19 protein-coding genes and 1 pseudogene are annotated in these 22,800 nt (G+C 71.9%); 7 read left to right on the top strand and 13 right to left on the bottom strand.

Annotation, left to right across the window (positions count from 1 at the left end):
- Nucleotides 1-176 precede the first annotated feature (176 nt).
- Nucleotides 177-749 (bottom strand): CGNR zinc finger domain-containing protein, encoded by a 573-nt coding sequence (locus Ade02nite_RS17475; RefSeq protein WP_203763848.1) that lies wholly within the window; start codon nucleotides 747-749, stop codon nucleotides 177-179.
- Between the two features lie 88 nt (nucleotides 750-837).
- Between Ade02nite_RS17475 and Ade02nite_RS17470 the strand changes: the two genes are divergently transcribed.
- Together Ade02nite_RS17470 and Ade02nite_RS17465 are read left to right on the top strand one after the other, a co-directional pair.
- Complete coding sequence (locus Ade02nite_RS17470; protein ID WP_203763846.1) at nucleotides 838-1,830, top strand: EamA family transporter; 993 nt, start codon at nucleotides 838-840, stop codon at nucleotides 1,828-1,830.
- Between the two features lie 159 nt (nucleotides 1,831-1,989).
- Nucleotides 1,990-2,577 (top strand): nucleoside/nucleotide kinase family protein, encoded by a 588-nt coding sequence (locus tag Ade02nite_RS17465; RefSeq protein WP_203763844.1) that lies wholly within the window; start codon nucleotides 1,990-1,992, stop codon nucleotides 2,575-2,577.
- A 17-nt stretch (nucleotides 2,578-2,594) separates the two neighbouring features.
- Here Ade02nite_RS17465 and Ade02nite_RS17460 read toward each other — a convergent pair whose 3' ends face one another.
- The gene (locus Ade02nite_RS17460) at nucleotides 2,595-3,755 is read right to left on the bottom strand and encodes a winged helix DNA-binding domain-containing protein (RefSeq protein ID WP_239168830.1); all 1,161 of its coding nucleotides are present in this window, start codon (nucleotides 3,753-3,755) and stop codon (nucleotides 2,595-2,597) included.
- A gap of 115 nt (nucleotides 3,756-3,870) precedes the next feature.
- On the opposite strand from Ade02nite_RS17460, the pseudogene Ade02nite_RS49320 reads away from it, so the two are divergent.
- Nucleotides 3,871-4,347 (top strand): annotated as a pseudogene (locus Ade02nite_RS49320) (DedA family protein); the annotation flags it as partial.
- A 180-nt stretch (nucleotides 4,348-4,527) separates the two neighbouring features.
- On the opposite strand, the gene Ade02nite_RS17455 reads toward Ade02nite_RS49320, so the two are convergent.
- The 6 genes from Ade02nite_RS17455 to Ade02nite_RS17430 form a co-directional block, all read right to left on the bottom strand.
- Nucleotides 4,528-4,986 carry a hypothetical protein gene (locus tag Ade02nite_RS17455; RefSeq protein WP_203763842.1) on the bottom strand — a complete coding sequence of 153 codons (459 nt, stop codon included), beginning with the start codon at nucleotides 4,984-4,986 and terminating at the stop codon, nucleotides 4,528-4,530.
- Between the two features lie 5 nt (nucleotides 4,987-4,991).
- Nucleotides 4,992-7,199 (bottom strand): molybdopterin oxidoreductase family protein, encoded by a 2,208-nt coding sequence (locus Ade02nite_RS17450; protein ID WP_239168829.1) that lies wholly within the window; start codon nucleotides 7,197-7,199, stop codon nucleotides 4,992-4,994.
- Nucleotides 7,200-7,321: 122 nt separating this feature from the next.
- Nucleotides 7,322-7,570: a hypothetical protein gene (locus Ade02nite_RS17445; protein ID WP_203763836.1), complete on the bottom strand. Its 249-nt coding sequence runs from the start codon at nucleotides 7,568-7,570 to the stop codon at nucleotides 7,322-7,324.
- A 234-nt stretch (nucleotides 7,571-7,804) separates the two neighbouring features.
- Complete coding sequence (locus Ade02nite_RS17440; protein ID WP_203763833.1) at nucleotides 7,805-9,583, bottom strand: potassium channel family protein; 1,779 nt, start codon at nucleotides 9,581-9,583, stop codon at nucleotides 7,805-7,807.
- Nucleotides 9,583-9,969, bottom strand: coding sequence for a DUF6394 family protein (locus Ade02nite_RS17435; RefSeq protein ID WP_203763830.1), 387 nt, complete (start codon nucleotides 9,967-9,969; stop codon nucleotides 9,583-9,585). The genes Ade02nite_RS17440 and Ade02nite_RS17435 overlap by 1 nt, the downstream gene beginning before the upstream one ends.
- A 9-nt stretch (nucleotides 9,970-9,978) precedes the next feature.
- Nucleotides 9,979-13,080, bottom strand: coding sequence for a diguanylate cyclase domain-containing protein (locus Ade02nite_RS17430; protein WP_203763828.1), 3,102 nt, complete (start codon nucleotides 13,078-13,080; stop codon nucleotides 9,979-9,981).
- A 205-nt stretch (nucleotides 13,081-13,285) separates the two neighbouring features.
- Between Ade02nite_RS17430 and Ade02nite_RS17425 the strand changes: the two genes are divergently transcribed.
- Together Ade02nite_RS17425 and Ade02nite_RS17420 are read left to right on the top strand one after the other, a co-directional pair.
- A complete protein-coding gene (locus Ade02nite_RS17425; protein ID WP_203763825.1) occupies nucleotides 13,286-15,457 on the top strand; it encodes a beta-glucosidase in 2,172 nt (723 codons plus the stop codon).
- A gap of 34 nt (nucleotides 15,458-15,491) precedes the next feature.
- Nucleotides 15,492-16,073: a pentapeptide repeat-containing protein gene (locus tag Ade02nite_RS17420; RefSeq protein ID WP_203763822.1), complete on the top strand. Its 582-nt coding sequence runs from the start codon at nucleotides 15,492-15,494 to the stop codon at nucleotides 16,071-16,073.
- Nucleotides 16,074-16,096: 23 nt separating this feature from the next.
- On the opposite strand, the gene Ade02nite_RS17415 is transcribed toward Ade02nite_RS17420, so the two are convergent.
- The gene (locus Ade02nite_RS17415) at nucleotides 16,097-16,513 is read right to left on the bottom strand and encodes a hypothetical protein (RefSeq protein ID WP_203763819.1); all 417 of its coding nucleotides are present in this window, start codon (nucleotides 16,511-16,513) and stop codon (nucleotides 16,097-16,099) included.
- Nucleotides 16,510-17,451, bottom strand: a complete 942-nt coding sequence (locus Ade02nite_RS17410; RefSeq protein WP_203763816.1) for a trypsin-like peptidase domain-containing protein — start codon at nucleotides 17,449-17,451, stop codon at nucleotides 16,510-16,512. The genes Ade02nite_RS17415 and Ade02nite_RS17410 overlap by 4 nt, the downstream gene beginning before the upstream one ends.
- A gap of 241 nt (nucleotides 17,452-17,692) precedes the next feature.
- Here Ade02nite_RS17410 and Ade02nite_RS17405 point away from each other — a divergent pair, with 241 nt between their 5' ends.
- On the top strand, nucleotides 17,693-19,711 hold the full coding sequence (locus Ade02nite_RS17405) for a cellulose binding domain-containing protein (protein ID WP_203763896.1): 2,019 nt from the start codon (nucleotides 17,693-17,695) through the stop codon (nucleotides 19,709-19,711).
- A 522-nt stretch (nucleotides 19,712-20,233) separates the two neighbouring features.
- Here the strand turns inward: Ade02nite_RS17405 and Ade02nite_RS17400 are convergent.
- Together Ade02nite_RS17400 and Ade02nite_RS49315 are read right to left on the bottom strand one after the other, a co-directional pair.
- Complete coding sequence (locus Ade02nite_RS17400; RefSeq protein WP_239168836.1) at nucleotides 20,234-20,548, bottom strand: helix-turn-helix domain-containing protein; 315 nt, start codon at nucleotides 20,546-20,548, stop codon at nucleotides 20,234-20,236.
- Nucleotides 20,449-20,769 carry a helix-turn-helix domain-containing protein gene (locus Ade02nite_RS49315; protein ID WP_239168828.1) on the bottom strand — a complete coding sequence of 107 codons (321 nt, stop codon included), beginning with the start codon at nucleotides 20,767-20,769 and terminating at the stop codon, nucleotides 20,449-20,451. The genes Ade02nite_RS17400 and Ade02nite_RS49315 overlap by 100 nt, the downstream gene beginning before the upstream one ends.
- Before the next feature lie 222 nt (nucleotides 20,770-20,991).
- On the opposite strand from Ade02nite_RS49315, the gene Ade02nite_RS17395 reads away from it, so the two are divergent.
- The gene (locus Ade02nite_RS17395; protein ID WP_203763814.1) at nucleotides 20,992-21,762 is read left to right on the top strand and encodes a GNAT family N-acetyltransferase; all 771 of its coding nucleotides are present in this window, start codon (nucleotides 20,992-20,994) and stop codon (nucleotides 21,760-21,762) included.
- A 30-nt stretch (nucleotides 21,763-21,792) separates the two neighbouring features.
- On the opposite strand, the gene Ade02nite_RS17390 is transcribed toward Ade02nite_RS17395, so the two are convergent.
- A complete protein-coding gene (locus Ade02nite_RS17390) occupies nucleotides 21,793-22,734 on the bottom strand; it encodes a hypothetical protein (protein ID WP_203763811.1) in 942 nt (313 codons plus the stop codon).
- Nucleotides 22,735-22,800 lie beyond the last annotated feature (66 nt).

Raw genomic sequence — 22,800 nt, 5'->3', positions numbered from 1 at the left:
GGGCGCCGGCTCCAGTGCGCACCTGCGGCGTAGTCGAACGGTGCCGCGCTGTACCCGCACCCCGGGGGAAGCGGTCTCGACGATCTCAGCGTCGAGCATGGGGAGGCGTTCCGGCGGCGGCTGATCGAGGATCTGCGGGGGCGTCGGCCGCTGGTGCTCCGGCGCTACAGCCGGCTCTACACCGGGCGGGGGTGATCGGGGGCGCCGGCCTTGCGTTCGCGGAAGGCGGCCATGTTCATGCGGTTGCCGCAGCGGACGCTGCAGAAGCGCTTGGAGCCGTTGCGGGACAGGTCCAGGACCAGGCCGGTGCAGTCGTCGGCCTCGCAGGCGCGTAGCCGGCCCACCTCGTTCATGCGGATCGCGTCGATGAGGGCCAGGGCGGCCTCGACGCGCATGCGCTCGGCGAGCGGGGCGTCCGGGTCGGTGGCGTGCATGTGCCAGTCGGAGCCGTCGTGGCGGGTCAGGTACGGCAGGGCGTTCGCGACCCGCAGCATCCGGTTGACGGCGGGCACCATGTCGTCGCGGTCGAGCAGCCACACGCGGCGCAGCTCGTCGCGGACCTCGCGGACCTCGCGCAGCTCGGCCTCGTCGTGGTCGATGCGGCCCGAGTACTTCCAGTGGGTCAGCAGGGCGTCCAGGTCCGCCACGGTGGACAGCTCGTCGCGGCCGCTGCGGGTGGCGCCCGGGTGAGTGTCGGTGAGGGCGACCACGAACTCGAGCGCCTCCGCCGTGTCAGGGGCAAAAAGCAATTTGACTCCTCACATGCGCCGGTCTAGCGTCAGGGTCATAGGCAATTTAGCTCATGACGGCCGCGCTGGTGCCGCTCAGGGGGAAAAGATGCAGTTCTCGTCGAAATCCGTGGGTCTCGTGATCGCCGTGGCCTCGGCGATCTCGTTCGGCACGTCCGGGGCGTTCATCAAGCCACTGCTCGAGGCGGGCTGGTCGCCGGCGGCGGCGGTCACGGTGCGGGCGCTGACCGGTGGCCTCGTGCTGCTTCCCCTGATGCTGCTGTCGCTGCGCGGCCGCTGGTCGTCGCTGTGGCGCGGCCGCTGGCGGGTGCTCGGCATGGGTGTCATCGCGGTGGCGTTCACCCAGCTCGCCTACTTCGCGGCCATCTCGCGCATCCCGGTCTCCACGGCGCTGCTCATCGAATACCTGGCGCCGCTGCTGCTGGTGCTCTTCACGTGGGCGACCACACGCCGTACGCCCAAGCCCATGGTCCTGCTCGGCTCGGTCCTCGCCATCGGCGGGCTGGTGCTCGTGATCGGCCCGGGTGCGCTGCAGGCCGTGGACGCGCTCGGTCTCGCGCTGGCGTTCGCCGCGGCCATCGGCTGCGCGGTCTACTTCGTGGTCGCCGCCCGCCCGAGCGACGGGCTGCCGCCGGTCGCGCTGGCCTCGGCGGGTCTCATCCTCGGCAGCATCACGCTGGCGGTGGCGGCGGCGGTGGGCCTGGTCCCGTTCGCGACGGTGACCACGGACGTCACCGTGGTCGACGCGACGGCGCCGTGGTGGCTGCCGCTGCTGGTGGTGGCGGTGGTGGGCACGGCCATCGCGTACGCCACGGGCATCGCCGGGTCGGCGCGGCTCGGCTCCCGGCTGGCGTCGTTCGTCGGGCTGCTCGAGGTGGTCTTCGCGTCGCTGTTCGCGTGGCTGGTGCTGGGGGAGTCGCTGACGGTGCTGCAACTGATCGGCGGTGTGCTCATCCTGGCGGGCATCGCGTCCATCCCGTCGGAGCAGCCGGCGGCCACCAAGCCCGAGCCGGTGGTCGCGGACGCCCACGTCCCGGCGGCGACAGCGATCCCGCGGGCCGCGGTCACCGCAGCCGACTGACGAAGGCACGGCCCGACTGGTGGAGGCCGCGGCCGTCTGTTTTGCCCGGGGCGCGGCGGGCTGGTCGGGGCGCGGCAGGGCTGCCCGAGGGCGCGCAGCAGGCTGACGGAGGCGCCGGCGACGGACGAGGTTGCCGCCGGCCGATGAGATGATCGGGTGGTGTCGCGCACCGTCTCCCGCCACGCGTCCGATGTCGGCGCCGTTGTCGCGTGGGCGGCCAAGCTGCCGGCTTCTGCCGGAGGCACCCGGGTGGTCGCGATTGAAGGGCGATCCGGGTCGGGCAAGACGGAGCTGGCGGGCGGGGTCGCGTCCGCGCTCGGGGCGCCGCTGGTGCGGATGGACGACCTCTACCCGGGGTGGGACGGCCTGCGCGGCGGGGTGATCGCGCTGACGGAGTGGGTGCTGGCCCCGCTGGCCGGCGGTGGGCAGGCGCGGTGGCGGCGGTGGGACTGGGCCGCGAGCCGCTATGCCGAATGGCACGAGACGCCGCGGGGGGACTGGCTCGTGGTGGAAGGAGTGGGCTGCGGCGCGGCGGCGGTCAGGCCGTACCTCAGCGGTCTGGTCTGGCTGGAGGCCCCGGTGGACCAGCGCCGGGCACGGGCCCTGGCCCGGGACGGTGAGATGTACGCGCCGCATTGGGAGCGGTGGGCCCGCCAGGAGGACGATTTCTACGGCACCGACGACGTGCGCGCCCACGCCGGCCTGATCATCGACACCGCGGAGACGGCCCCTTCCCAGCCGGCCTGAGGCCCGGTCCGCCGCGATCACGCGTGGGGGCCCGCGGTCACCTCGCCGACCGTCAGGGTGGGTGCGGCGCCGACGATGTGCCCGAGCCTCGCCACCTGGTCGTCCAGGTCCGCCAGACGGGCGCGGCTGAGCGGGCGCAGCGGTTCGACCGTGACCGCGAGCCGGCGGCCGGTGCGGCGGGAGTGCCAGACGCCGGCCGCGATGCCGTCGACGAGCAGCACGGGATAGTTGCCGGCCTGGCCGCGGTTGAGCGCTCGCTCCGCCGCCCGGCCCGGGAAGACGCGCTCGCGCGGGTGGGAGCCCACGGCGTAGGCGTCGAAGTAGGGCAGCAACCGCACCCCGCCGTCCTGCGCCGGCGGGAAGGAGTCGTCGCCCGCCACGAGAAAGCCGCCGGCGAGGAAGCCCTCGGCAGGGAAGCTGTCGGCGAGGTCCTTCATGTCGGCGAAGACGGTGGCCGTCCAGCCCGCCGGCGCGCCCAGCCAGCGGGCCATGTGGGCGGGCGTGGCCGGGCCGTACGACCGCAGGTAGCTTCGCACCAGCGACCGGATCGCCTCGCCGGGTGGGAGCGGCCGGAAACCCGGCACCCAGAGGGCCGGGCTCGTGTAGGTGACGTTGCGCCCGCGCGGCAGGCCGAAGCAGAGCACACCCCGGTCGGCGGCCGTCGCGAGCGCCTGGCGCCAGCGTGGCCAGTGCGTCTGGAACGCCGGCATCACCAGGTCACCGGCCCACGAGCCCACGCGGGCGACGATCTCGGCGGTGAGCTCGTCGACCGTCAACCCGGAGGGCGGCGGGGCGTGGCGCAGGGCGTCGTCGATGGCGCCGACGACCGCGTCGGTCTGGCCGGGGGAGAGGCGCACGTCCGGCGCGAACGGGCTCCGCTCCGGCGGCAGGGCGCAGCGCGCGCCGGTCCACAGGGCGAGGTCCGCGGCGGGCAGCAGGTGCACCGTGCCGCGCGGGCCGAAGGTCTTCACCAGGCTCCGTTCGGTGGCGAGGGCCTCCTGGACGGTGGCCCGGGTGGCCCCCGCCACGCGCATCGCCACGGACACCTCGGCCGCGCTCTGCACCTGGGCGTGCGCTCCGCACATGCCGGCGACGGCCTGCGCGGGCGTGCTCGCGGGGGTGGACAAATGGTGCCGGTGCAGACGCCGCGCGACGACGTCGTCCCAGGAGATGGCCATGCCCCGACGCTAGAGACCATTGCGGCCAGTTTTCGACCTAGGGGTTTTCTCGGGGTAACGCCCGGAGGCCCCGAGACGCCCGGACCGGCAGGCTGAATCCGTGCTCGCCGATCTCATGAACGCCGCCACCGCCTTCGTCGACTGGCTGTCCACTCTCGACCAGTGGACGGTCCTGATCTTCACGTTCCTGACCTCGGGCGTCGAGATGACCTTCCTGGCCGGGCTGCTCGTGCCGGGCGAGTCGGTGGTCATGCTGGCCGGTTCGCTGCCGCAGGGGCCCGCCGGCTTCGCGGCGGTCCTGGTGGTGGGCACGCTGGGCGCTCTCGCCGGGCAGTCCTTGGGGTATGCGGTGGGCCGCGTCTTCGGCGCCCGGCTCCGCAACACCCGGCTCGGCCGGCGGATCGGCGCGGAGCGGTTCGACCGTGCCGAGCAATACCTGCGCGACCGGGGCGCGCCGGCGCTCGTGGCGGTGCGGTTCGTCGCCGTGATCCACGCCGTGGTGCCGATCGTGGCCGGGGTCGTGGGCATGCCGTTCCGGCGCTTCCTGCTCTGGTCGGCCCTGGGCACCGCGCTCTGGGTGGGCGCGTTCGCGGGGGTGGGCGCGCTCACCGCCGGCGCCGACGCGACCGGCGGGCTCGGCCTCGTGCTCACCGCGATCGGCGCCACCTGCCTCGGCGTCGTCCCGTTCGCCGGCCGCCTCGTCCGCAAACTCAGCGCCGGCCCCGCCCGGCCCGCCGCGGCTCGTCTTGCGGGTGGGCGGGGCCCGGGTGTGTCAGTCGGCCACCACGAGGGCCTGCGGGGCGGCCTGCTTCATGCGGGAGCGCAGCCACGTGAGCTGCGCGGCCGTCTCGCCCTCGCCGTCGCGGACGGTGGCGAGCAGGTCGCGGTCGCGGGCGCCGTAGGCTGCCTGGCCGATCACCGTCCAGCAGATGTCGCACTCGGACGCCATCAGATACAGGTCCTGCAGGTCGCGTAGCAGGGCTATGCCGCCGGTGCGGGTGCCGCTGAACAGGGTCGAGTGCAGGCGGTCGGGCTCTCGGGGTGCTTCCTCGGCGTACCGCTCGGCGAAGGGGTGAAGCCGCTCGGCGTGGGTGTCGCAGATCGCCGCCTGGCGCAGGCACAGGTGTTCGATGTCGGGCTCGTCGGCGTGGGCGGCGGCGACCTCGCGGAAGGCGCTCGCCAGGTTGGCCTGCGAGCGGTGGAGCAGGCCCAGATAGTGCGCGAGATGCATGGCGGTCAGCTCCTCGGCTCGACGCGGACGGCCGCCACCTTGAACAGCGGCTGCTTGGAGACGGGGTCCCACGCGGTCAGCGTGAGCTCGTTCGCGGCGCGGGGCCGGCCGGGCGGCGCGTCGAAGTAGCCGTAGTGGAACGGGACGAAGACCGTGCCCTCCCGCACACCCGTGAGTCTCGCCTCGACGATCACCTCGCCCCTGGGGGAGCGGACCGCGACCGGGGCACCCTCCGTCACACCGAGCCGGGCCGCGTCGGCGGGATGCAGCTCCACCCACGGGGCCGGGGCCGCCGCGTTGAGCTCGGGGGCGCGGGCCGTCTTCGTGCGCGTGTGGAAGTGATAGACGGTACGGCCGGTCGTCAGGCGCATCGGGTAGTCGTCGCTGGGGGTCTCGGGCGACGGCTGATAGCCCACCGCGTGCAGGAACGCCCGGCCGCCGGGTTGCTTCGCCCGGTACGCCTCGGCCTCGAACTCGGCGCCCGTGCTCAGGTCCTGGCCGTACGTCTCGCAGTAGGCGGGATCGGTGTGAAAGACGCCGTCGGCGTACAGCCGCTCCTTGCCCACCGGCCACTGGATGCCGCCCTCGCGCAGAGCCTCGTACGTGATGCCCGTGTAGTCGCAGGGCCGGCCCTTCGAGCATTCCCTCCACGCCTCGAAGACCTCCTCCGGGCCGGTCCACGGGATCAGCGGGTTGCCGTCGCGGTCGCGGAAGTCCATGCGCCGGGCGTAGTCGAGGAAGATGTCCAGGTCGGCGCGGGCCTCGCCGGGCGGGTCGACCGCCTTCTCGGAGAGGTGGACCGTCCGGTCGGCGTTCGTGAAGGTGCCCAGCTTCTCGCCCCAGGTCGCGGCGGGCAGCACCACGTCGGCGAGCTGGGCGGTCTCGGTCAGGAAGAGATCCTGGACGACGACGAAGAGCTCCGGCTTCGCCAGGATCCGCCGGATGCGGGCCAGATCGGGCAGCGAGACGGCCGGGTTGGTGGCGCTGATCCAGAGCAGTTGGAGCGAGCCCTGCTCGGCGTACCGCCAGATCTGCATGGCGTGGGTCGGTGGCGCCCAGTGCGGGATGGTCATCTCGTCGACGTTCCACAGGTCCGCCAGCTCGCGGATGTGCTCCGGGTTGCCCCAGTTGCGGAAGCCGGGCAGGTCCCCGTCGGCGCCGGCCTCCCGGGTGTTCTCGGCGGTGGGCTGGCCGTTCATCTGGAGCACGCCGCCGCCGGGCTTGCCGATCATGCCGCGGATCAGGTGCAGGTTGTTGACGCCGCACGCGGCCGCGGTGGCCTGGTTCGACTGATAGAAGCCTTGCAGTACGGTCGAGAGCAGCCGTTCCGAGGTGCCCAGCAACTCCGCCGCGCGCTCGACGTCCGCCGGGGAGACGCCGCAGATCCCGGCCACGTGCGCCGGCGTGTACGGGTCCACGGTCCTGACCAGCTCGTCGAAGCCGATGGTGTGCTCGTCGACGTACGCCCGGTCGTGCCACCCGTGGTGAACGATCTGCCGGATCAGCCCGTTGACGAGGGCCACGTTGGTGCCGGGCCGCACGGCCAGGTGGAGGTCGGCCTCCCGGGCGACCGGTGTCTCCCGCGGATCGACCGCCAGCATCCTCGGCGGGTTGGGGCCGCGCCGCCGGTCCAGCATGCGCATCCAGAGCACCGTCTGCGTCTCGGCGACGTTGTGGCCCCACAGCGCGATCGCGTCGCAGAGGTCCACGTCGGTGTACGAGCCGGGCTGCCCGTCCGCACCGAAGCTGAGCTTGAGCGCCGCCGCCGCGGTGGCCGTGCAGAGCCGGGTGTTGCCGTCCATGTGCGGGGTGCCGATGCCGGCCTTGCCGATCACCCCGAGCGCGTAGTACTCCTCGAGGAAGAGCTGCCCGCTGGTGTAGAACCCGATCTTGCCCCAGCCGCCGGGCCCGTCCAGCAGCTGTCTCGACCGTTCGGCGACGCGTCCCATCGCGGTCTCCCAGTCGGTCTCCACGAGCCGGCCGCCCTCGCGCACCATCGGCCGGGTGAGCCGGTCCGGGCTGTTGTTGGCCTGCCAGCCGTACAGATCCTTCGGGTCGAGCCGGCCCCGGTTGACCCGATCGGCCGCGCGCCCCCGGACGCCGACGATCCGGCCACCCTTGACGGCGATGTCCATCGCGTCGCCGTTCGAGTGCAGGATCGACGCCGACGGCACCCACCGCTCCACGCCATCGGCCGTGACGTGCTCATCCACCCGGGCGGGCCATTCCTGCCCGGGCCCGTGGGGCGTGCGCTCGCCCCAGGGATCCGCAATGCGATCAACCATGAGGTGCCGCATACCCGGCCGGGCGCGGCGGTAGTCGTGGTGTCAGCCGGTCAGCGGCTCGAGTTGCGCCGGACGGCGGGGAGGCGGCTGGCGCGGATCGTGGCTCGGCGGGGGCCGATGACGGTGCCCTGGTCGTTGAACTCCAGGCCCTCGACCTCGTACCACACTTCGCCGTCCTGCTGGATGGGGGCGGAGGCCAGCACGCGGTCGATCCGGATGCGCAACGGGCCGCTGCCGTAGCGGTAGTCGGCCTCGGCGAACGTCCAGACCTGGCCGGTGGACGGGTCGTGGGTAGCCATCTCACCTCATCGATGTCTGGGGCGGTGATGCGCCCGGGTGCGGTGGTGCGAACTCATCATGGACCCATCCCAGGAAGACGCCAAGGGCAAATGCACGTGCATATGCAATCGCCCGACGGAAGATTGTCCGATTGTCTGCCTTGCATCGCCGAACGCGCCATGCATGCCGGGCGAGCGGCGTCTGCGCTGCTAAACCGGTTGACCACGGAAGTTGATGTAGGCGCCCGAACCCGATCAGCCGTGGTTGCTGGGCTTGCGGCCGGTCATCTGCTGCCAGAGCCAGCCGGCGGGCACCGTGCGGCCGCGCAGCACGTACTCGCTGACCACGTGGTTCGTCAGGGTGTCGAGCAGGTCGCGGCGGGCGCCGCGGCGACCGGCGAAGAGGATCTGGTCGCCGGCGGCGAGGCTCGTGTCGTCGGTGGGGCCGAGCGTCGACTCGTCGCCGCGGAGCAGGAGCAGGGGTACGGCGGCCACCCGCTCGTCGCGGTCGTGCGGGCAGCGCATCAGGTCGCCCAGCGGTGCCGCACCGCCGTTCAGCCAGCTCATCAGGGCCGGCGCCTCCCGCGGCGTCAGCGTGACCTTCCACAGGTTGTCGAGCTTGGTGCCGCAGTGCGCGCCGAGGGTGGCGATCGTGGCCGCCGCCCAGTCGTCGCCCCGCGCCGGCATCTCCTGGAGGAAACGCCAGGTCAGCGGGGTGCTCAGCTGGGCGTAGATCTCGCGGGCGGCCATCTCGCTCGGCACCAGCAGCCAGTCGACGTCCATCGTGGCGAACAGCGGCGCGTTGCGGGGGCGGTTCTGGCGGGCGCCGATGAACAGCGACGGGTTCTCCTTGCGGGCGGCCGCCACCAGGGACAGGTTCGTCGCGTCGTTGTGCGTGCCGGCCACGAAGCCGACCGCGTCGGCCAGCCGCGCCCGGGCCATGACCGACGGCTCCGACGCGTCCCCCACGATCACCTCGAGCCGGGCGGGGTCGTGGTCGTGGTCGCCGGCGCCGGGCGGGCCGAGCTCGACGACGGTCACCTGGAGGCCGTCCGCCAGCAGGTCGTCGACGAGCTTGTGGCCGAACCGCCCGTACCCGCAGACCACCCAGCGGCCCGAGGTGGGCGGGCGGCCCTTGTCCGGCAGGGTCGCGCCCTCGCCCTTGATCAGCCAGGACAGCAGCTGGAAGGACGACGGCTGGTGCAGCGCCAGCCGGATGTGGTCGCCGAAGCGGTCGAACGGGTTGACCACGGTCGGCGAGCCGAACGCGCGCATCCGGTGCTCGATCACCGGCGAGACCGTGCGGGCGATGACCGGCAGATTCGGCCGTACGAGGGCCGCGGTCATCGCCACCACCAGGTTGACCTCGTCGTTGTTGGTCAGCGCCACCACACCCTCGCACTGTGGGTGCTCGAGACCGGCCGCGCCCAGCATGTGCGGGTTGGCGCCGTCGGCGACCAGGCCCGGCACGTCCGCGTAGTAGGCGTCCAGGTCGAGCGAGTCGACGTGCTCGGGCGTGTTGTCGAGCACGACCAGCCGGCGGCCGAGCGAGTCGAGGGCCTGGCCGAGCAGCTGGCCGGTCTGCCCGTAGCCGACGATCAGCAGGAAGGGCTCCCGCATCCGCAGCACCTGGCGGGTGAAGCGGCGCAACGCGAGGGCTTCCCGAAAGGCCCTGTCGCGTACGAGGGTGAGCAGCGCACCGATCGCATAGGCCCAGCCGACGACGCTCAGGTAGATGGACGCGATCACCCACAGCCGCTGGGCGCCGGTGAACGCGTGCGGGATCTCCCCGTACCCGATCGTGGTGGCCGTGTAGCTCATGAAGTAGAACGCGTCGAAGAAGCCCATGCGGTCGGGCCGGCCCTGGTCGTCCTGGCCGGGCATGAGGGTCAGGCCGAGCACGCTGACCGCGAAGATGACGATGAGCACGATCAGCGGGGCGCGCATCCGGCGCAGGATCAGGAAGATCGTCGACGAGGGCTCGGTGGGCCGGGTGACGGTCGTCCTGCCGCGCGGGTCCCGTTGCTGGACCATCAGCGGCGGTTGAACGAGACGGTCTCGATCACCAGGAGGGCGACCGAGACCAGGTTGGCCAGCAGCGCGCCACCGGAGAGCGACACCACGCTCGCGGTCGCCTCGCCGGTCATGCCCGCGTCGGAGATCTGCGTCGCGTACACCCAGGCCAGCGTGGCGGCGATGAGCTGAAGGTCGGCGACCAGGCTGGTGGCCAGGTGGACCGCGCCGATCTGGGTGCGGTCGCCGAACTTGAGCACGGTCGCGATCAGGTTGACCACGACAGCGGCGAACAGCTCGTACTCGTTGTGCAACGCCGGGTCGGAGATGTCGCCGATGAAGAATCCGAAGTTGAGCGTCGCGGCGAGGAGCACGAAGAAGCCGAAGATCACCTTTTCGAGACTCACGGGATCAACCTAGCGGGACGAGGCGTCGTGCGCGCGGCGGACGTCGGTGCGCCGCCGGCGCTTCTCGGCGTACATGGCGGCGTCGGCGTGCTCCAGGGCGGCCGCGAAGCCGTCCTTGGGGGTGACGGCGTTCCAGCCGATGGAGGCGGCGACCCCGGCCCGCTCCAGCTCCCGGCGGACGCGCGTCAGCACCGCCTCGGCGTCGGCCTCGGTGCACTGGGGCAGCAGCACGCCGAACTCGTCGCCGCCGAGCCGGGCGACGACGTCGGTCTCCCGGACGGTGCGCGCCAGGGCGTCGGCCGCCGCCTTGAGGTACGCGTCGCCGGCGGCGTGCCCGCGCGTGTCGTTGATCTTCTTGAGCCGGTCCAGGTCGACCATGGCGATCACCGTGGGGTCGGCCAGCTGCTCGTACGACTTCTCGGCGCTCTCCAGCAGCCGCTGCCAGGCGCGGCGGTTGGGCAGGCCGGTCAGCGGGTCGGTGTCGGCGCTGACCTGTTCGCGCAGCAGGGCGCCGGTCGAGCGGTCCTGGGCGCGGTCGGCCGACAGCGCCGCGGTGAGCAGCTGCCCGAGCAGGGCGAGCAACGGCTCGGCGCCGGCCATCCGGGCGTCGCCGGTGTGGGTGCGGGGGTCCAGCCCGCAGATGGCGCCGAAGATCGAGCCGTCCGGCTCGGTGATGACCGCGCCGGCGTACGTGTTGATCTCGATGAGGTCGTTGACGCCGGCCGCCGCGTACAACGGCACGGATTGGGCGTCGAGAGCGACCGCCGGCGCCCGCTGGGCGGCCATGTGGACGCAGAAGCTGTCCTCCCAGGGGTGGCTGTCGCCCTGGTGCAGGCCGTAGCCGTTGCCCGCGTCGAGGTAGAGGTAGGTCTGCCGGCCGTTCTCGACCCGGGTCACCGCCCAGAAGGCCAGCGGCAGGTGCTCGTGCAGGTAGTCGAGCACGAGGTGGGCCGCGTGCGCGAAGGTGCCCGCCCGGGCCGGCAGGGGCGCGGCGGACGGGACGAAGGCCGCCGGTGCCGTCGCCGGCGGCGCGGGCTCGTCGCCGCGGGGCGTGACCGAGGCGTCCGCGGGCAGCGTGAAGGTGAAACGCGTGCCGGCGCCGACCGGGTTGCCGGCGGCGGCGATGCTGCCGCCGTGCCGTTCCACGATCCGCCGGCAGATGCCCAGGCCCAGGCCGGTGCCGCCGTAGCCGCCCCCGCGGTGGGCGCGGTGGAAGTTCTCGAAGACGCTCTCCTGCTGGTCGGCGGGGATGCCGATGCCGTTGTCGTCGAGCGTCACGGTGACCGTGTGCTCGTCGCGTGACGCCCGGATGCTGATCTCCGGCGGCACGCCGGGCGCCGTGTACTTGATCGAGTTGCTGATCAGGTTCTCCAGGAGCTGCCGTGCGAGGACCGGGTCGGCGTACGCGGTGCCGAGCTCGCCGATGTGGAACGCCGGCTGCGGCGCGCCCGTGCTCTGCGCCTGATCGATGCGGGCGATCGCGATGTCGTTGACCACCGCGCCGAGGTCGACGAGCGACGGCGCGATGGCCGCGTCGCGTGCCGTCGTGTACGCGAGCAGGTCGTTGATCATGTCGCGCATCCGGGCGGAGGCGCGGCGGATGCGGCGGATCCCGTCCTCGGCCTCGGCGGCGGCCGGGTGGCCGGGGAAGTCGGCGAAGGCCTCGTCCAGCGCCTCGCTCCAGCCGTCGATCGTGCTCAGCGGGTTGAGCAGGTCGTGCGCGACGACGCCGGCGAAGTTCGCGAGCTCGGTGCGGTGACGGCGCTCGGCGGTGACGTCGTGGAAGACCGTGACGGCGTAGCGGGTGCCCGCCGCGTCGGGCGGGATCGGGGTGGAGCTGACGCTCAGGATCCGGCCGTCCGGCAGGGCCGGGTTGCGGATCAGGATGTCGACGCTGCGGACCTCCGTACCGGCCAGCGCCTTGCGGAACGGCATGTCGTCGCGCCGCATGGGCGTGCCGTCCGGGTGGAACAGGCCGTAGTAGTCGGGGTCGCGCATCATGTCGGACGGGCTGACGATGCCGCCGGTCAGCCGCCGCACCGCGGGGTTGCGCAGCACGATGCGGCCGTTCCCGTCCATGACGGTCAGGCCCTCGGACATCGAGTCGACGATCGTGGTCATCAGCTTCGCCTGCGCCGCCGCGTCCTCCTTGGCGTCGCGCAGCTCGCGCAGGATGGTGTTGCGCTCGTCGCGGCCGAGCGCCAGGGACAGGCCCACGACGGCGATCATTCCGACGTACGCCTGCGACACCAGCGCCCGCGCGGCGTCGGAGTCGATCACGGCGAACGGCCCGGTGCCGGCCAGCGTCCAGAGCACGGCGATCGTGCCGAACGTGAGGTCGTGCAGGATCACGAAGCCGGTGTGCAGGCGGGAACCGGCCCAGACGGTCATCACGATCAGCGTGAAGGCCAGCGGGAGGCGGTTGTCGGTGCCGAAGATCGCCGTGTACGCGGCGATCGACAGCACGATCACCACGACGTACTCGAGGCGGGTGCGGGACGGCATCCTGGTCCAGATCCGCACCAGCGGCAGCGCGCGCCGTCGGTGCAGCAGATAGCCGATGCGCAGGCCCGCGGCGCCGATCAGCAGGATGCTCACGGTGTTGCGGGTGAGCCAGACGGCGGCGGCCGGCACCGAGTAGGCGTCGTTGACCGCCCACAGCCCGGTGGGCCCGATCAGCGCCCCCACGGTCGTCGCGACCAGCGCCGCGCCGATCAGCCGCCACAGCTCCTGCGCCCGGGCGAGCGGCTTTGTCCCGCCGCCGCCCCACAGCTGGGGCAGCCAGCGGCGGAAGAGCAGGGCGAACGTCCACGCCTGCACGAGGTTGGCCACCACGAACCACGGGGTGAGGCCGGCCGGCGCGCCGGTGACGATGTTCACGGCCACGGTGATGCCGGCGAGCGCGAGCGCGTCGAGCCATCGCCAGCGGGAGCCGTACTGCGCCAGGAACCAGATCGCCGAGACGCCGGCGGCGGGCCAGACCATGCTCAGGTTGGTCTCGTCCATGACCGTCAGGCGGCCCGCATAGGTGGCCAGCGTGTAGAGGGCGGCGAACACGACGGTGCGCAGCAGGGACGTGCGCAGCGTCATGCCCGCACGCAGCTTCGTCATCAGCGCACCGCCCCTTCCTCAGGTCCTATCGGCCCGACGCCGGATTCGATGAGCCGCTGCGGTAGGTGCGTTCTGTGCTACACCGCGTGCATCACGTCCTAGCGGCCGTTCCCGGCCGCGACACAGGATGTGATCAGGACGGAAACACTCCCGAAACATCCTTCCGTGGCACTCCTGTGCCCATGGTCCATCGACAGGAGTAAATATGAAACGTATCAAGCTCGGGGCGGCACTGCTCGCCCTGCTCGCGCCGTTCGTCACCCCGGTCGCCGCGCAGGCCGCGGTGGACTGCTCGACGGTTCCCTGGATGAACAAGCGGAAGTCGGCGGAACAGCGGGCGGCGGCCCTGCTCGCGGCCAGCAGTCAGCACCAGAAGTACCGGTGGCTGGTGGAGCAGCCGGCGAACAGCCCCACGCAGACCGCATGGCAGGGCGGGGTCGTCTATCCCGTTCAGGTGCCGTGCACGCCGACCGTGGTCTATTCCGACGGGCCGGACGGGGTGCGGTTCACACCCGGGGTCACGGCGTTCCCGGCAACCATCGCGCAGGCGGCGACCTGGAACGAAGCGCTCGCGTACGCCAAGGGAAAGGCGCAGGCGGTGGAGGCGTACGACAAACGCAAGAACGTGTTGCTCGCGCCGGGACTGGCCGGCGGGCGGACGCCGCTGTCCGGGCGCACCCCGGAATATCTCGGTGAGGATCCGCTGCTCACCGGCCTGATCGCGGCGGCCGGATCGCGGGGCATCGAACAGGACGACCGGGTGCTGGCGACACTGAAGCACTACGTCGCCAACGAGCAGGAAGTGGACCGGCAGACCAGCTCGTCGAACGCGTCCGAGCGGACCCTGCGCGAGATCTACGATCTGCCGTTCGAGATCGCGATCGACCGGGGCGCGCCGGAGAGCGTCATGTGCTCGTACAACCAGATCAACGGCACCTACGCCTGTGAGAATCCACGCCTGGACGACGTGCTGAAGGGCGACATCGGCTTCGACGGCTATGTGATGAGCGATTTCGGGTCGGTGCACTCGACGGCGGCCAGCCTGGCGAACGGGCTCGATCAGGAACTGAACCGGCCGATCTGGTACACCCCGGCCCGCCTCGACGCGGCCCTGGCGGCCGGCGAGATCACGCAGAGGCAGATCGACGCGGCGGCGTTCCGAGTCGTCCGCTCGTACATCCGTGGGGGTCTTTTCGACAATCCGCTGCCTGCGGAAGCGGTCGCGGACGCGTCGACGCCCGCGCACAAGGCGATCGCCCGCAGCACCGCCGAACAGGGCTCGGTGCTGCTGAAGAACGAGGGGCTGCTGCCGTTGTCGCCGCGCAAGGGTGACGAGATAGCGGTGATCGGGGCGACGGCGTCCTCGACGCCGACGGACGGCATCAGCGCGCAGTCGGTCTGCTCGTTGCCCTGGCGTTTCGGCAATCCGACGACGCTGCCATGCGAGGATCTGGTCTCGCCGGAATCCGCGCTGCGCGACCGGGCGGCCCGTGCCGGCGCCTCCGTCACGTTCGACAACGGCAGCGACATCGCGGCGGCAGCGGCGGCCGCGGCCCGGTCCGACGTGGCGATCGTCTTCGGGTATGCCCGCATGGGTGAGTTCAACGACCTCACGGACCTGCGGCTCCAGGGCAACGGCGACGCGCTGATCTCGGCGGTGGCGGCGGCCAACCCGCGCACGGTCGTGGTGCTCCAGACCGGCAGCGCGGTGGAGATGCCCTGGCTGTCGCGGGTGCCGGCGGTCCTGGAGAACTGGTACGGCGGCGAGCAGATGGGCCCGGCGATCGCGTCGCTGCTGTTCGGCGACACCAGCCCGTCCGGCAAGCTGCCGATGACCTTCCCGCGGTCGCTCGCGGACACGCCGACGGCGGGGAGCGCGGCGCGATACCCCGGTGTGGTCGACGCGTCGGGCATCCGGCAGGTCGACTACAGCGAGGGCCTGAAGGTCGGCTACCGCTGGTATCAGAGCGAAGGCATCGAGCCGTTGTTCCCGTTCGGCCACGGGCTGTCGTACACGACGTTCGCCTACTCGTCCCCGCGGGTCAGCGGCGACGGCCGCCGGTCCTTGACGATCAGCTTCGATCTGAAGAACACCGGCAAGCGCACGGGTACGGAGGTGGCGCAGGCGTACGTCACCCTGCCCGCCGCCACGGGCGAGCCGCCGTCCCGCCTGGTCGGCTGGCAGCGCGTCACGCTCGCACCCGGACAGCGGCGCACGATCGAGATCACCCTGACCCGGTCCGACCTCGCCGGCCTGCACCTGCTGGAGTATTGGGACCCGGCCCGCGCGAAGTGGGCGACGGCGCGCGGCGTCTACGGCGCCGGGGTCGGCGGCTCGTCGGAGCCGTCGGTGCGCACGTCGTTCCGCGTCCGCTGATTCTTGTCGTACCGCTCGTCTAACGTGCCGGGGCATGGCAACCCTGCGCACCGAGGACTGGGACGCCGGCGTGGGCTCGCGCTCGACCCACGCCGGCGACACCTTCGTCGACCTGGACCTGTGTGAGACCACTCTGGAGGGCGTCGAGTTCGACAGATGCACGTTCCGCAACGCCCGCTTCAACTGCGCCGAGATGACCGACGTCGCCTTCCTCAACTGCACGTTCGTGGCGTGCAACTTCTTCGACGCCACGCTGACCAGCTGCAAGATGGTGGGCAGCTCCTTCGAGCGCTGCTCCTTCGACCTGCTGACGGCCGACGGCGGCGACTGGTCCTTCACGACCCTGCGCGCGGCCGACCTCTCCAGCGCCACCCTCACCGGGCTGCGCCTGCGCGAGGCCGACCTGTCCGGCGCCCGCTGCCAGGGGGCCACCCTCACGGGCGCCGACCTCTCCGGCGCCCAGCTCCACCAGGCCGACCTGACCCGCTGCGACCTGCGAGGCAGCGACCTGACCGCCCTCGACCCGGCGGCCACCGCCGTCCGCCAGGCCATCATCACACCCGACCAGGCGGTGGTGGTCGCGATGGCGCTGGGGATGGACGTGCGCCCGGCCTGAGCTTGCCGGTCGCGTGACGAGGGCTACGTGGCGGTGTTGATGAAGTCGACGGCCGCGAGGGTGCCCGCCGCCCACAGGTGCAGGCTGCCGCCGATGGCCAAGCGCCCGGCGGAGCCCGCGCTGGCGAAGGCGTTGCCGATGCCGTCCGCCGCCTGGACCGCGGCCTCGGCCGCGTGTTCCATGTCTTTCTCGTCGTCCACGTCCGCCGGCTGGGCCGCTTGCGGGGCCGACCGCGTGACGAGGCCGGCGGCGGCCACCGCCGCGGCGCATCCCAGGAAGAGCAGGCCCACCGCGGCGACGACCACGGTCATCAAGCGGAGCAGGGTCCACTGCGTCACGATCCACAGCGTCGCGCCGGCGAACAGCAGCACGGCGCCGGCGGCGACGAGCGCGACCACTGCCGCGACCGCCACGGCGGACACCGGAACCGGGCTTCTCATGGCACCGAGCAGCCCGGCGGAAGCTGCGTGAAGATCTGCTGGACGAACCCGTTCGCCGACGTGGCCCCGAGGTAGTGGCCGACGAGTCGTCCCTGGGAGTCCACGACCGCGGAACCGGAGTCGCCGGCCCTGCCGATCTGCTTCTCGGTCATGTAGACGTCACCCCACAAACCGGTCCGGTTGTTGACCCGCACCCACGTGCACAGCGCTCGGTAGCGCTCGCCCGGACGTCCCCGCCCGGAGCCTCCGAGCCGGCGCAGCTGCTCGTCGGGCCCGGCAACGGTGGGCGCCCCGATCCGCTGATCCTTCGTCGCCTGCTGCGGCAACTCCACCACGGCCACGTCGGCGAGCGGTTCCCGCCTCGTCGTGGTGCCGGCATGGGAGGCGAACACAACCGGAGCGCACGCGCCCGTCGCGTCGCACGCCTGGTGCCCGTCGCGTCGGTGCACCTGGCTTGTCGCGTTGGGCGATGTGACGTGCCCGGCGGTCAGGATGCCCGGTGCGCCGTTCATCGTCACCCGGGCGCCGAAGACGCCCCGCAGCCCGCCCGCGACGGCCTTGCCCGTCTCCTCGAAGTGCTCACGCGGCATGTCGGCGGACACGGCGACGAGATCCTGGGCCGGCGCGGCGCCACCCGTCATGGCCCGCAGGTGGGCGAGGAGAAGCGGATGGTCCAGGGCCCACACCACGGAGCCGGTTTCCTCCCCATCGAGCAGCGACGGATCGGCCAGCACGAGGGGATGCGTGCCGCCGCCCGGAATCGGCGAGACCTCCTGCGACAACCAGACGCCCGCCCCGTAGATCCGGACGTCGGACGCGCCCTGGTCGAGGTGCTCGGCGACCCCACCCCGAAGGCAGCCGGAGAACGCGGCCAGCTCCGCGGCGCGGGTGCGGTCCTGTGCCCTGAGCATCTCCGCCAGCGGCAGCGACGTGAACATGGTGTCAGCGTGCGCGCCGCCGACGGATGAACACCAGGCCCGAACGGCTGGTGAACGTCGCTGGTCCCCTCCCGCGCCCAGGGAATCGGCGCCCGCGTGCCGCCCTACGCCATCACCGAGTGAGCGCATTGACAGGCATCGTTCGACGGCCCAGTATTGGGAGCGCTCCCAATGCTCGGTCTTGGCGGAGGCTGATGTGCTGTTCTCTTTGGCTCGGCGTGGGTTGGCCGTCGCCGCGGTGATGGTCGCGGCCGGCGCGGTCGCCGTGGCGCCGGGCGGTGCGCAGGCCGCCGCTGGAATGGCCGCGCCGGCTGCCGGCGTGGCCACACGCGTCGATGTCGATGTGCGGGCGGGGCTTGCCGCGGTCGGCGATGTGGCGCTCGGTGTCAACCACGCGATCTGGGACTCGCAGCTCGGCACGCCGGAGGTGGCCGATCTGCTCAACGACGCCGGCGTGCGGATGGTGCGTTACCCGGGCGGGTCGTACGCGGACATCTACCACTGGCGCGACCACACCGCGCCCGGCGGCTACGTCGCGCCGGGGACGGACTTCGACACGTTCATGGCGGGCGCGCGGCGGACCGGGGCCGAGCCGATGATCATCGCGAACTACGGGACGGGTACGGCGCAGGAGGCCGCCGACTGGGTGCGTTACGCCAACGTCGAGAAGGGCTACGGCGCGACGTACTGGACGATCGGCAACGAGAACTACGGCAACGGGCACTACGGGTCGGCGTGGGAGGCGGACAACCACGCGGACAAGAGCCCCAAGGAGTATGCGGCACACGTCGTCGCGTACGCGCAAGCCATGAAGGCTGTCGACCCGTCGATCAAGGTGGGTGCCGTGCTCACCATGCCGGGCAACTGGCCGGACGGCATCGTCGGCTCCGGCGATCAGGGCAGCTGGAACCAGGAGGTCCTGACGCGGGCCGGCGCGGCCATCGACTTCGTCGACGTGCACTGGTATCCGGGCGGCAGCACGCCGGCGGAGGCGCTCACCAAGACGGCGCACATCCAGGACGCGGTCTCCCTGCTGCGAGATCAGATCAGCCGGTACGTGGGGGAGCGCGCCGACCGCATCCAGATCAGCATGACCGAGACCAACGTCGACGTGGGGCGCAACACGCAGCCGGGCGCGCTCTTCCTCGCGGACGTCTACAGCGGCTTGCTCGCCCAGGGCGTCTTCACCGTGCACTGGTGGAACGTCCACAACGGCCTCGGCACGGTCTCCACCGTGGCCGGGCGCACCGACTACGGCGATTACGGCCTGCTCTCCAGCGGCAACTGCACGGCCGACAACTCGGTCTGCCAGCCGCCGCTGAACACGCCATTCGCGCCTTATCACGCGCTGTCGCTGATGGGCGACTTCGCCAAGCCGGGTGACCGTTTCGTCGGTACGGGCAGTGACAACGCCCTCGTCAGCACGCACGCGGTGCGACGCGCCAACGGTGACCTGGCCGTCCTGCTGATCAACAAGGACCCGGACGCGGAGCACACGGTCGCGCTGAACTACCACGGCTTCGCCCCCGCGTCGGCAGCACCGGCGGTCACCACGTTCACCAACGGCGCCGACGGCGTGGCGACGGGCACGGGCAGCACGGCAACGGCGCAGACCCTCCCGCCGTACGCCATCAAGCTGGTCACCCTGCACCCGGCAACCACCGGCGCTGTGGCGCCGAAGGCACCCGCCCAGCCCACCGCGACCGCCACGGACCGCACCGCCACGATCTCCTGGCCCGCCACGGCCGCCAGCGTGAAGTACGAGGTGTACCGGCAGAACGGCGGCATCAGCGAGCTGCTCGGCGAAACCACCGGCACGTCGCTGACGGTCCGCAACCTCGACCCGGGCCGCCGTTACACGCTGAACGTGCTCGCCCGTGACACTGCCGGGCGCCTCTCCGCCGCGTCACCGCCGGTGACGTTCACGACGGGCACGCCGGCGAACGCGAGCTGCACGGTCAGCTTCCGCGACACCAACGACTGGGGCAACGGCTTCGTGGGCTCCGTCGACATCACCAACAACGGGGTGAACGCCGTCAACGGCTGGACGCTGGCCTTCACCTGGCCCACCACATGGCAGAGCGTCAGCAGCGGCTGGAACGCGACATGGACCCAGGAGTCCCGCACCGTCCGCGTGACGAGCGACGCCGGCCTGGCACCGGGCGCGTCGACGAATGCCGGCTTCGTCGGCTCCTACAGCGGCCCCAACGTCCTGCCGACCGTCTTCACCCTGAACGGAACGGTCTGCACCAGCGCTTGAGCATCGATCTCGTCCGGGCGGCGTGCGGTTTGCGTAAGCGTTCGAGCGCGGTCTCGTCCGGGCGGCGTGCGGTTGCGCAAACGCCTGAGCGCGGTCTCGCCCAAGCGACGCGCGGTCTGCGTAAGCTCCCGACACGGTCCCGCCCCCGCGGGGCCAGGGCGACGAATTCGCCCGAGCAATGAACCTGCCCGAGCGACGAACCCACCCGGGTGGCGCGCCCGCTCGGGCGGAGGCTAGACACCTTTCGGGGTTGGGGTCTGGCCGGGGTTGGTGGGGATAGACCCGTTCCGGTGAGGTAGCCGTCGAGCAGCGCGGGGCGGTATTGCTGGCGTTTGAGGCGGTTCTTCACCGCGGTGAGCAGGTCCGCGCCGGTGCGCAGGCAGTGGTTGGCCAGGCTGCGTTTCATCGTCGACCAGACCTTCTCGGCCGGGTTGAGCTCGGACACCCGGGCGCTGCTCTTCGCGGTCACCTTCACCACCGGCGTCACACCCCGCGGCGCCCAGGTGGTGGCCTTGGACGCTCTTAACGTCTGCCCGCATTCGTCAGCGAAACAGATCCATGCCCCGGTACGGGCGGCGACTCTTTTAGCGACGGCCACTGATACCGCCGCCAATGCTCGATCGCCGCCTCGTCACGCTCGATTCCGCGATGGATCGGCATCTGCACGCAGTAGCCAAGCCGGCGCATCGCCTGCCACGCCGTGGTGATACCGACTTTCACATGGAACATGGTCGCGATCAGCGCGACAACCCGCGCGAGGGTCCACCGCTGATCATCGCCGTACCCGGCCGCGGCCGGGCCCTGTTCGAGACGTTCGGACAACCGGGCCAACTGCACGTCCGGCAGTTTCGGGTCCGGACCCGACGCGCCCTTAGACACCAGACCCGCAGCACCCACGCACGCCGCCACTGATACGCCGACTTCGCCGACACCTGCAACCGCGCCGCGACCTCGACCGCCCGCAACCCCTGCGCGAACAACTCCGCCGCGCTCTGCCGGACCTGCTCCCGCCGTGCCCGTTCCGCCTGATCAACACCACCACCATCGCCGTACCGCATACACCCAGAACAACCGAAAACACCCAACGACGTCGATCCCCCAGAAGACTCACAAAGGACTCGAACGAGACCTCCACCCCGAAAGGGGTCTAGCTGGGGCGACGGCGCTCCAAGGGGCAAGAGCGGCTGCGGCGGCGGATCGGTGCGCGTTGTCCGTGGCGGAAGCCGCGGGGAAGAGGTGGGTGGGCAGTGCGGATTACCTGATCGGTCTAGCCTGCGTTTGTGGACATCTCTGGATTGGCGCTCCGGACGCAGGCGGCGTGGTTTCGCGCCTTGGCCGCCGGCGGCTTCGCGCAGACCAGCGTCGGGGATGGGTTCGCGGTGTCGACGGGCCTGCACTCCAACAGCGAGAACGGCGCCGTCATCGACCCGTCGGTTGCCGGCTCCGACGAGCTGGACGCGCTGCTCGACTGGCTGCGCGAGAAGGCCGTGCCCGCCTCGGTGCTCGTCACCGGCCCGCCGGGTCCGGAGGCGACCGCCCGGCTGATCGACCGAGGACTGAAACCGGAGCGCACCGGGCACAACATGGGCCGCCCTCTGGCCGGCCTCGACCACGACGTCGCGCCGGCGTGGCAGATCAGCGAGGTGACCGACGTCCAGGCGCTGCGGGAGAACCAGCGCGTGTACGCCGACGACGGCTGGTGGGGCGAACCCGGCGAACTCGACCGCCGCGTCGACGTCGCCGCCCGCCTCGGCTTCGGGCCCGGCAGTCCGATCCGGCACTGGACCGCCCACCATCAGGGTGTTCCGGTCGGAGCCGCGACCTCGTTCCAGTTCGAGGACGCCGTGTGGCTCGTCCACTGTTGCGTCACCACAGGCCGGCGCCGCCACGGCATCGGCACCGCGCTCACCCGCGTCCGGCTCGCGGCCGCCGCTCGCCAGGGTGCCGTCCAGGCCGTCGCCTTCCCTTCACCGGACGGCTACCACCTGCACCACGCCCTCGGGTTCGAGCTGGCGCCGGTCCACCCGGACCGCTGCTTCTACTTGCAATAGCGCAGAGGCTCATTCGTCACCAGGCACGCGTCACCGGTTGCCGGACCGGCGGCCGGCGGTGTGCAGGACGTGCAGGGCGTCGGCGGTGACCCAGGGGTTGGGGCGGCGTGTGCTGGTGCCGCCCCAGTCGACCGGGTCGGGTGTCGTGGTGGTGTAGTAGCGGGCGTGTGCCGGCCAACCGCCGTCGACTTGCAGGGACTCGAGCAGGTCGAGGGCGTCGGCGCAGCGGGGGTCGCCGAGCAGGCCGAGATCGGCGAGGGCCTTCAGGCCGCCCAGGATGTCGTAATGCCAGTAGAGCGGGTAGTGCAGCTTGGTGAACTCCGGATGGATCAGCGAGCCGTCGCTGACCCGGAAGGCCAGCCGGCGGGTCAGGAAGACCTCGGCGGCCCGCTTCGCCTCGGTGATCAGGCCGTGGGCTGCCAGGCCGCGCATCGGCAGCAGGGTCTCGCAGAACGACGACGTGTCCGCCGCGGGGTTCTTGTCGCAGTTCCATCCGCCGTCGGGCCACTGCCAGTGGAGCAGGCGCTCGGCGAGGGCGTCGCAGCGTTCGTCGGCCAGGCCGAGCCGGGTCAGGTACCAGAGGGCGTTGCCCTGCTGGGAGGCGTGGCATCGGTGGCGGCCCCGCACGACGGGCATGCCGCGCCGGCCGTAGGCCGTGGACTTCGAGGAGGCTTCGAACTCCACGTAGTACGCGTCGTCGAGCCAGGCGGCCAGAACCCGCTCGCGCAGCGGATGCAGGGCGGGGTCACCGGGCGGGTAGCCGAGGTCGGCCAGCGCCGCGAGGGCCCAGTGGGCGCCCTGCCACTTGGCGTAGACGCCGGGTGCGGCGGCCGCGTCGAGAATGGCGCGGACCCGCGCTGAGGAACGGATGTCGTCGGGTGCGACGGCCTCGCCCATCTTCCACCGCAGCGAAGGCTCCCTCTCCGAGGGCCACGCGGAGAGTCTCGTGCGCGGGGAGGGGGTGGGCTCCATCCACGCAGGCTAGTCCCGGCCGAAGGCGTCCGGCGCCACCGGCACGAACGAGCTCTGATAGCGCCG

The sequence above is a fragment of the Paractinoplanes deccanensis genome (assembly GCF_016862115.1).
GTDB lineage: Bacteria > Actinomycetota > Actinomycetes > Mycobacteriales > Micromonosporaceae > Actinoplanes > Actinoplanes deccanensis.
Note: the sequence above shows the minus strand (reverse complement) of the source record. Positions and strands in the feature narration are given on the sequence as shown.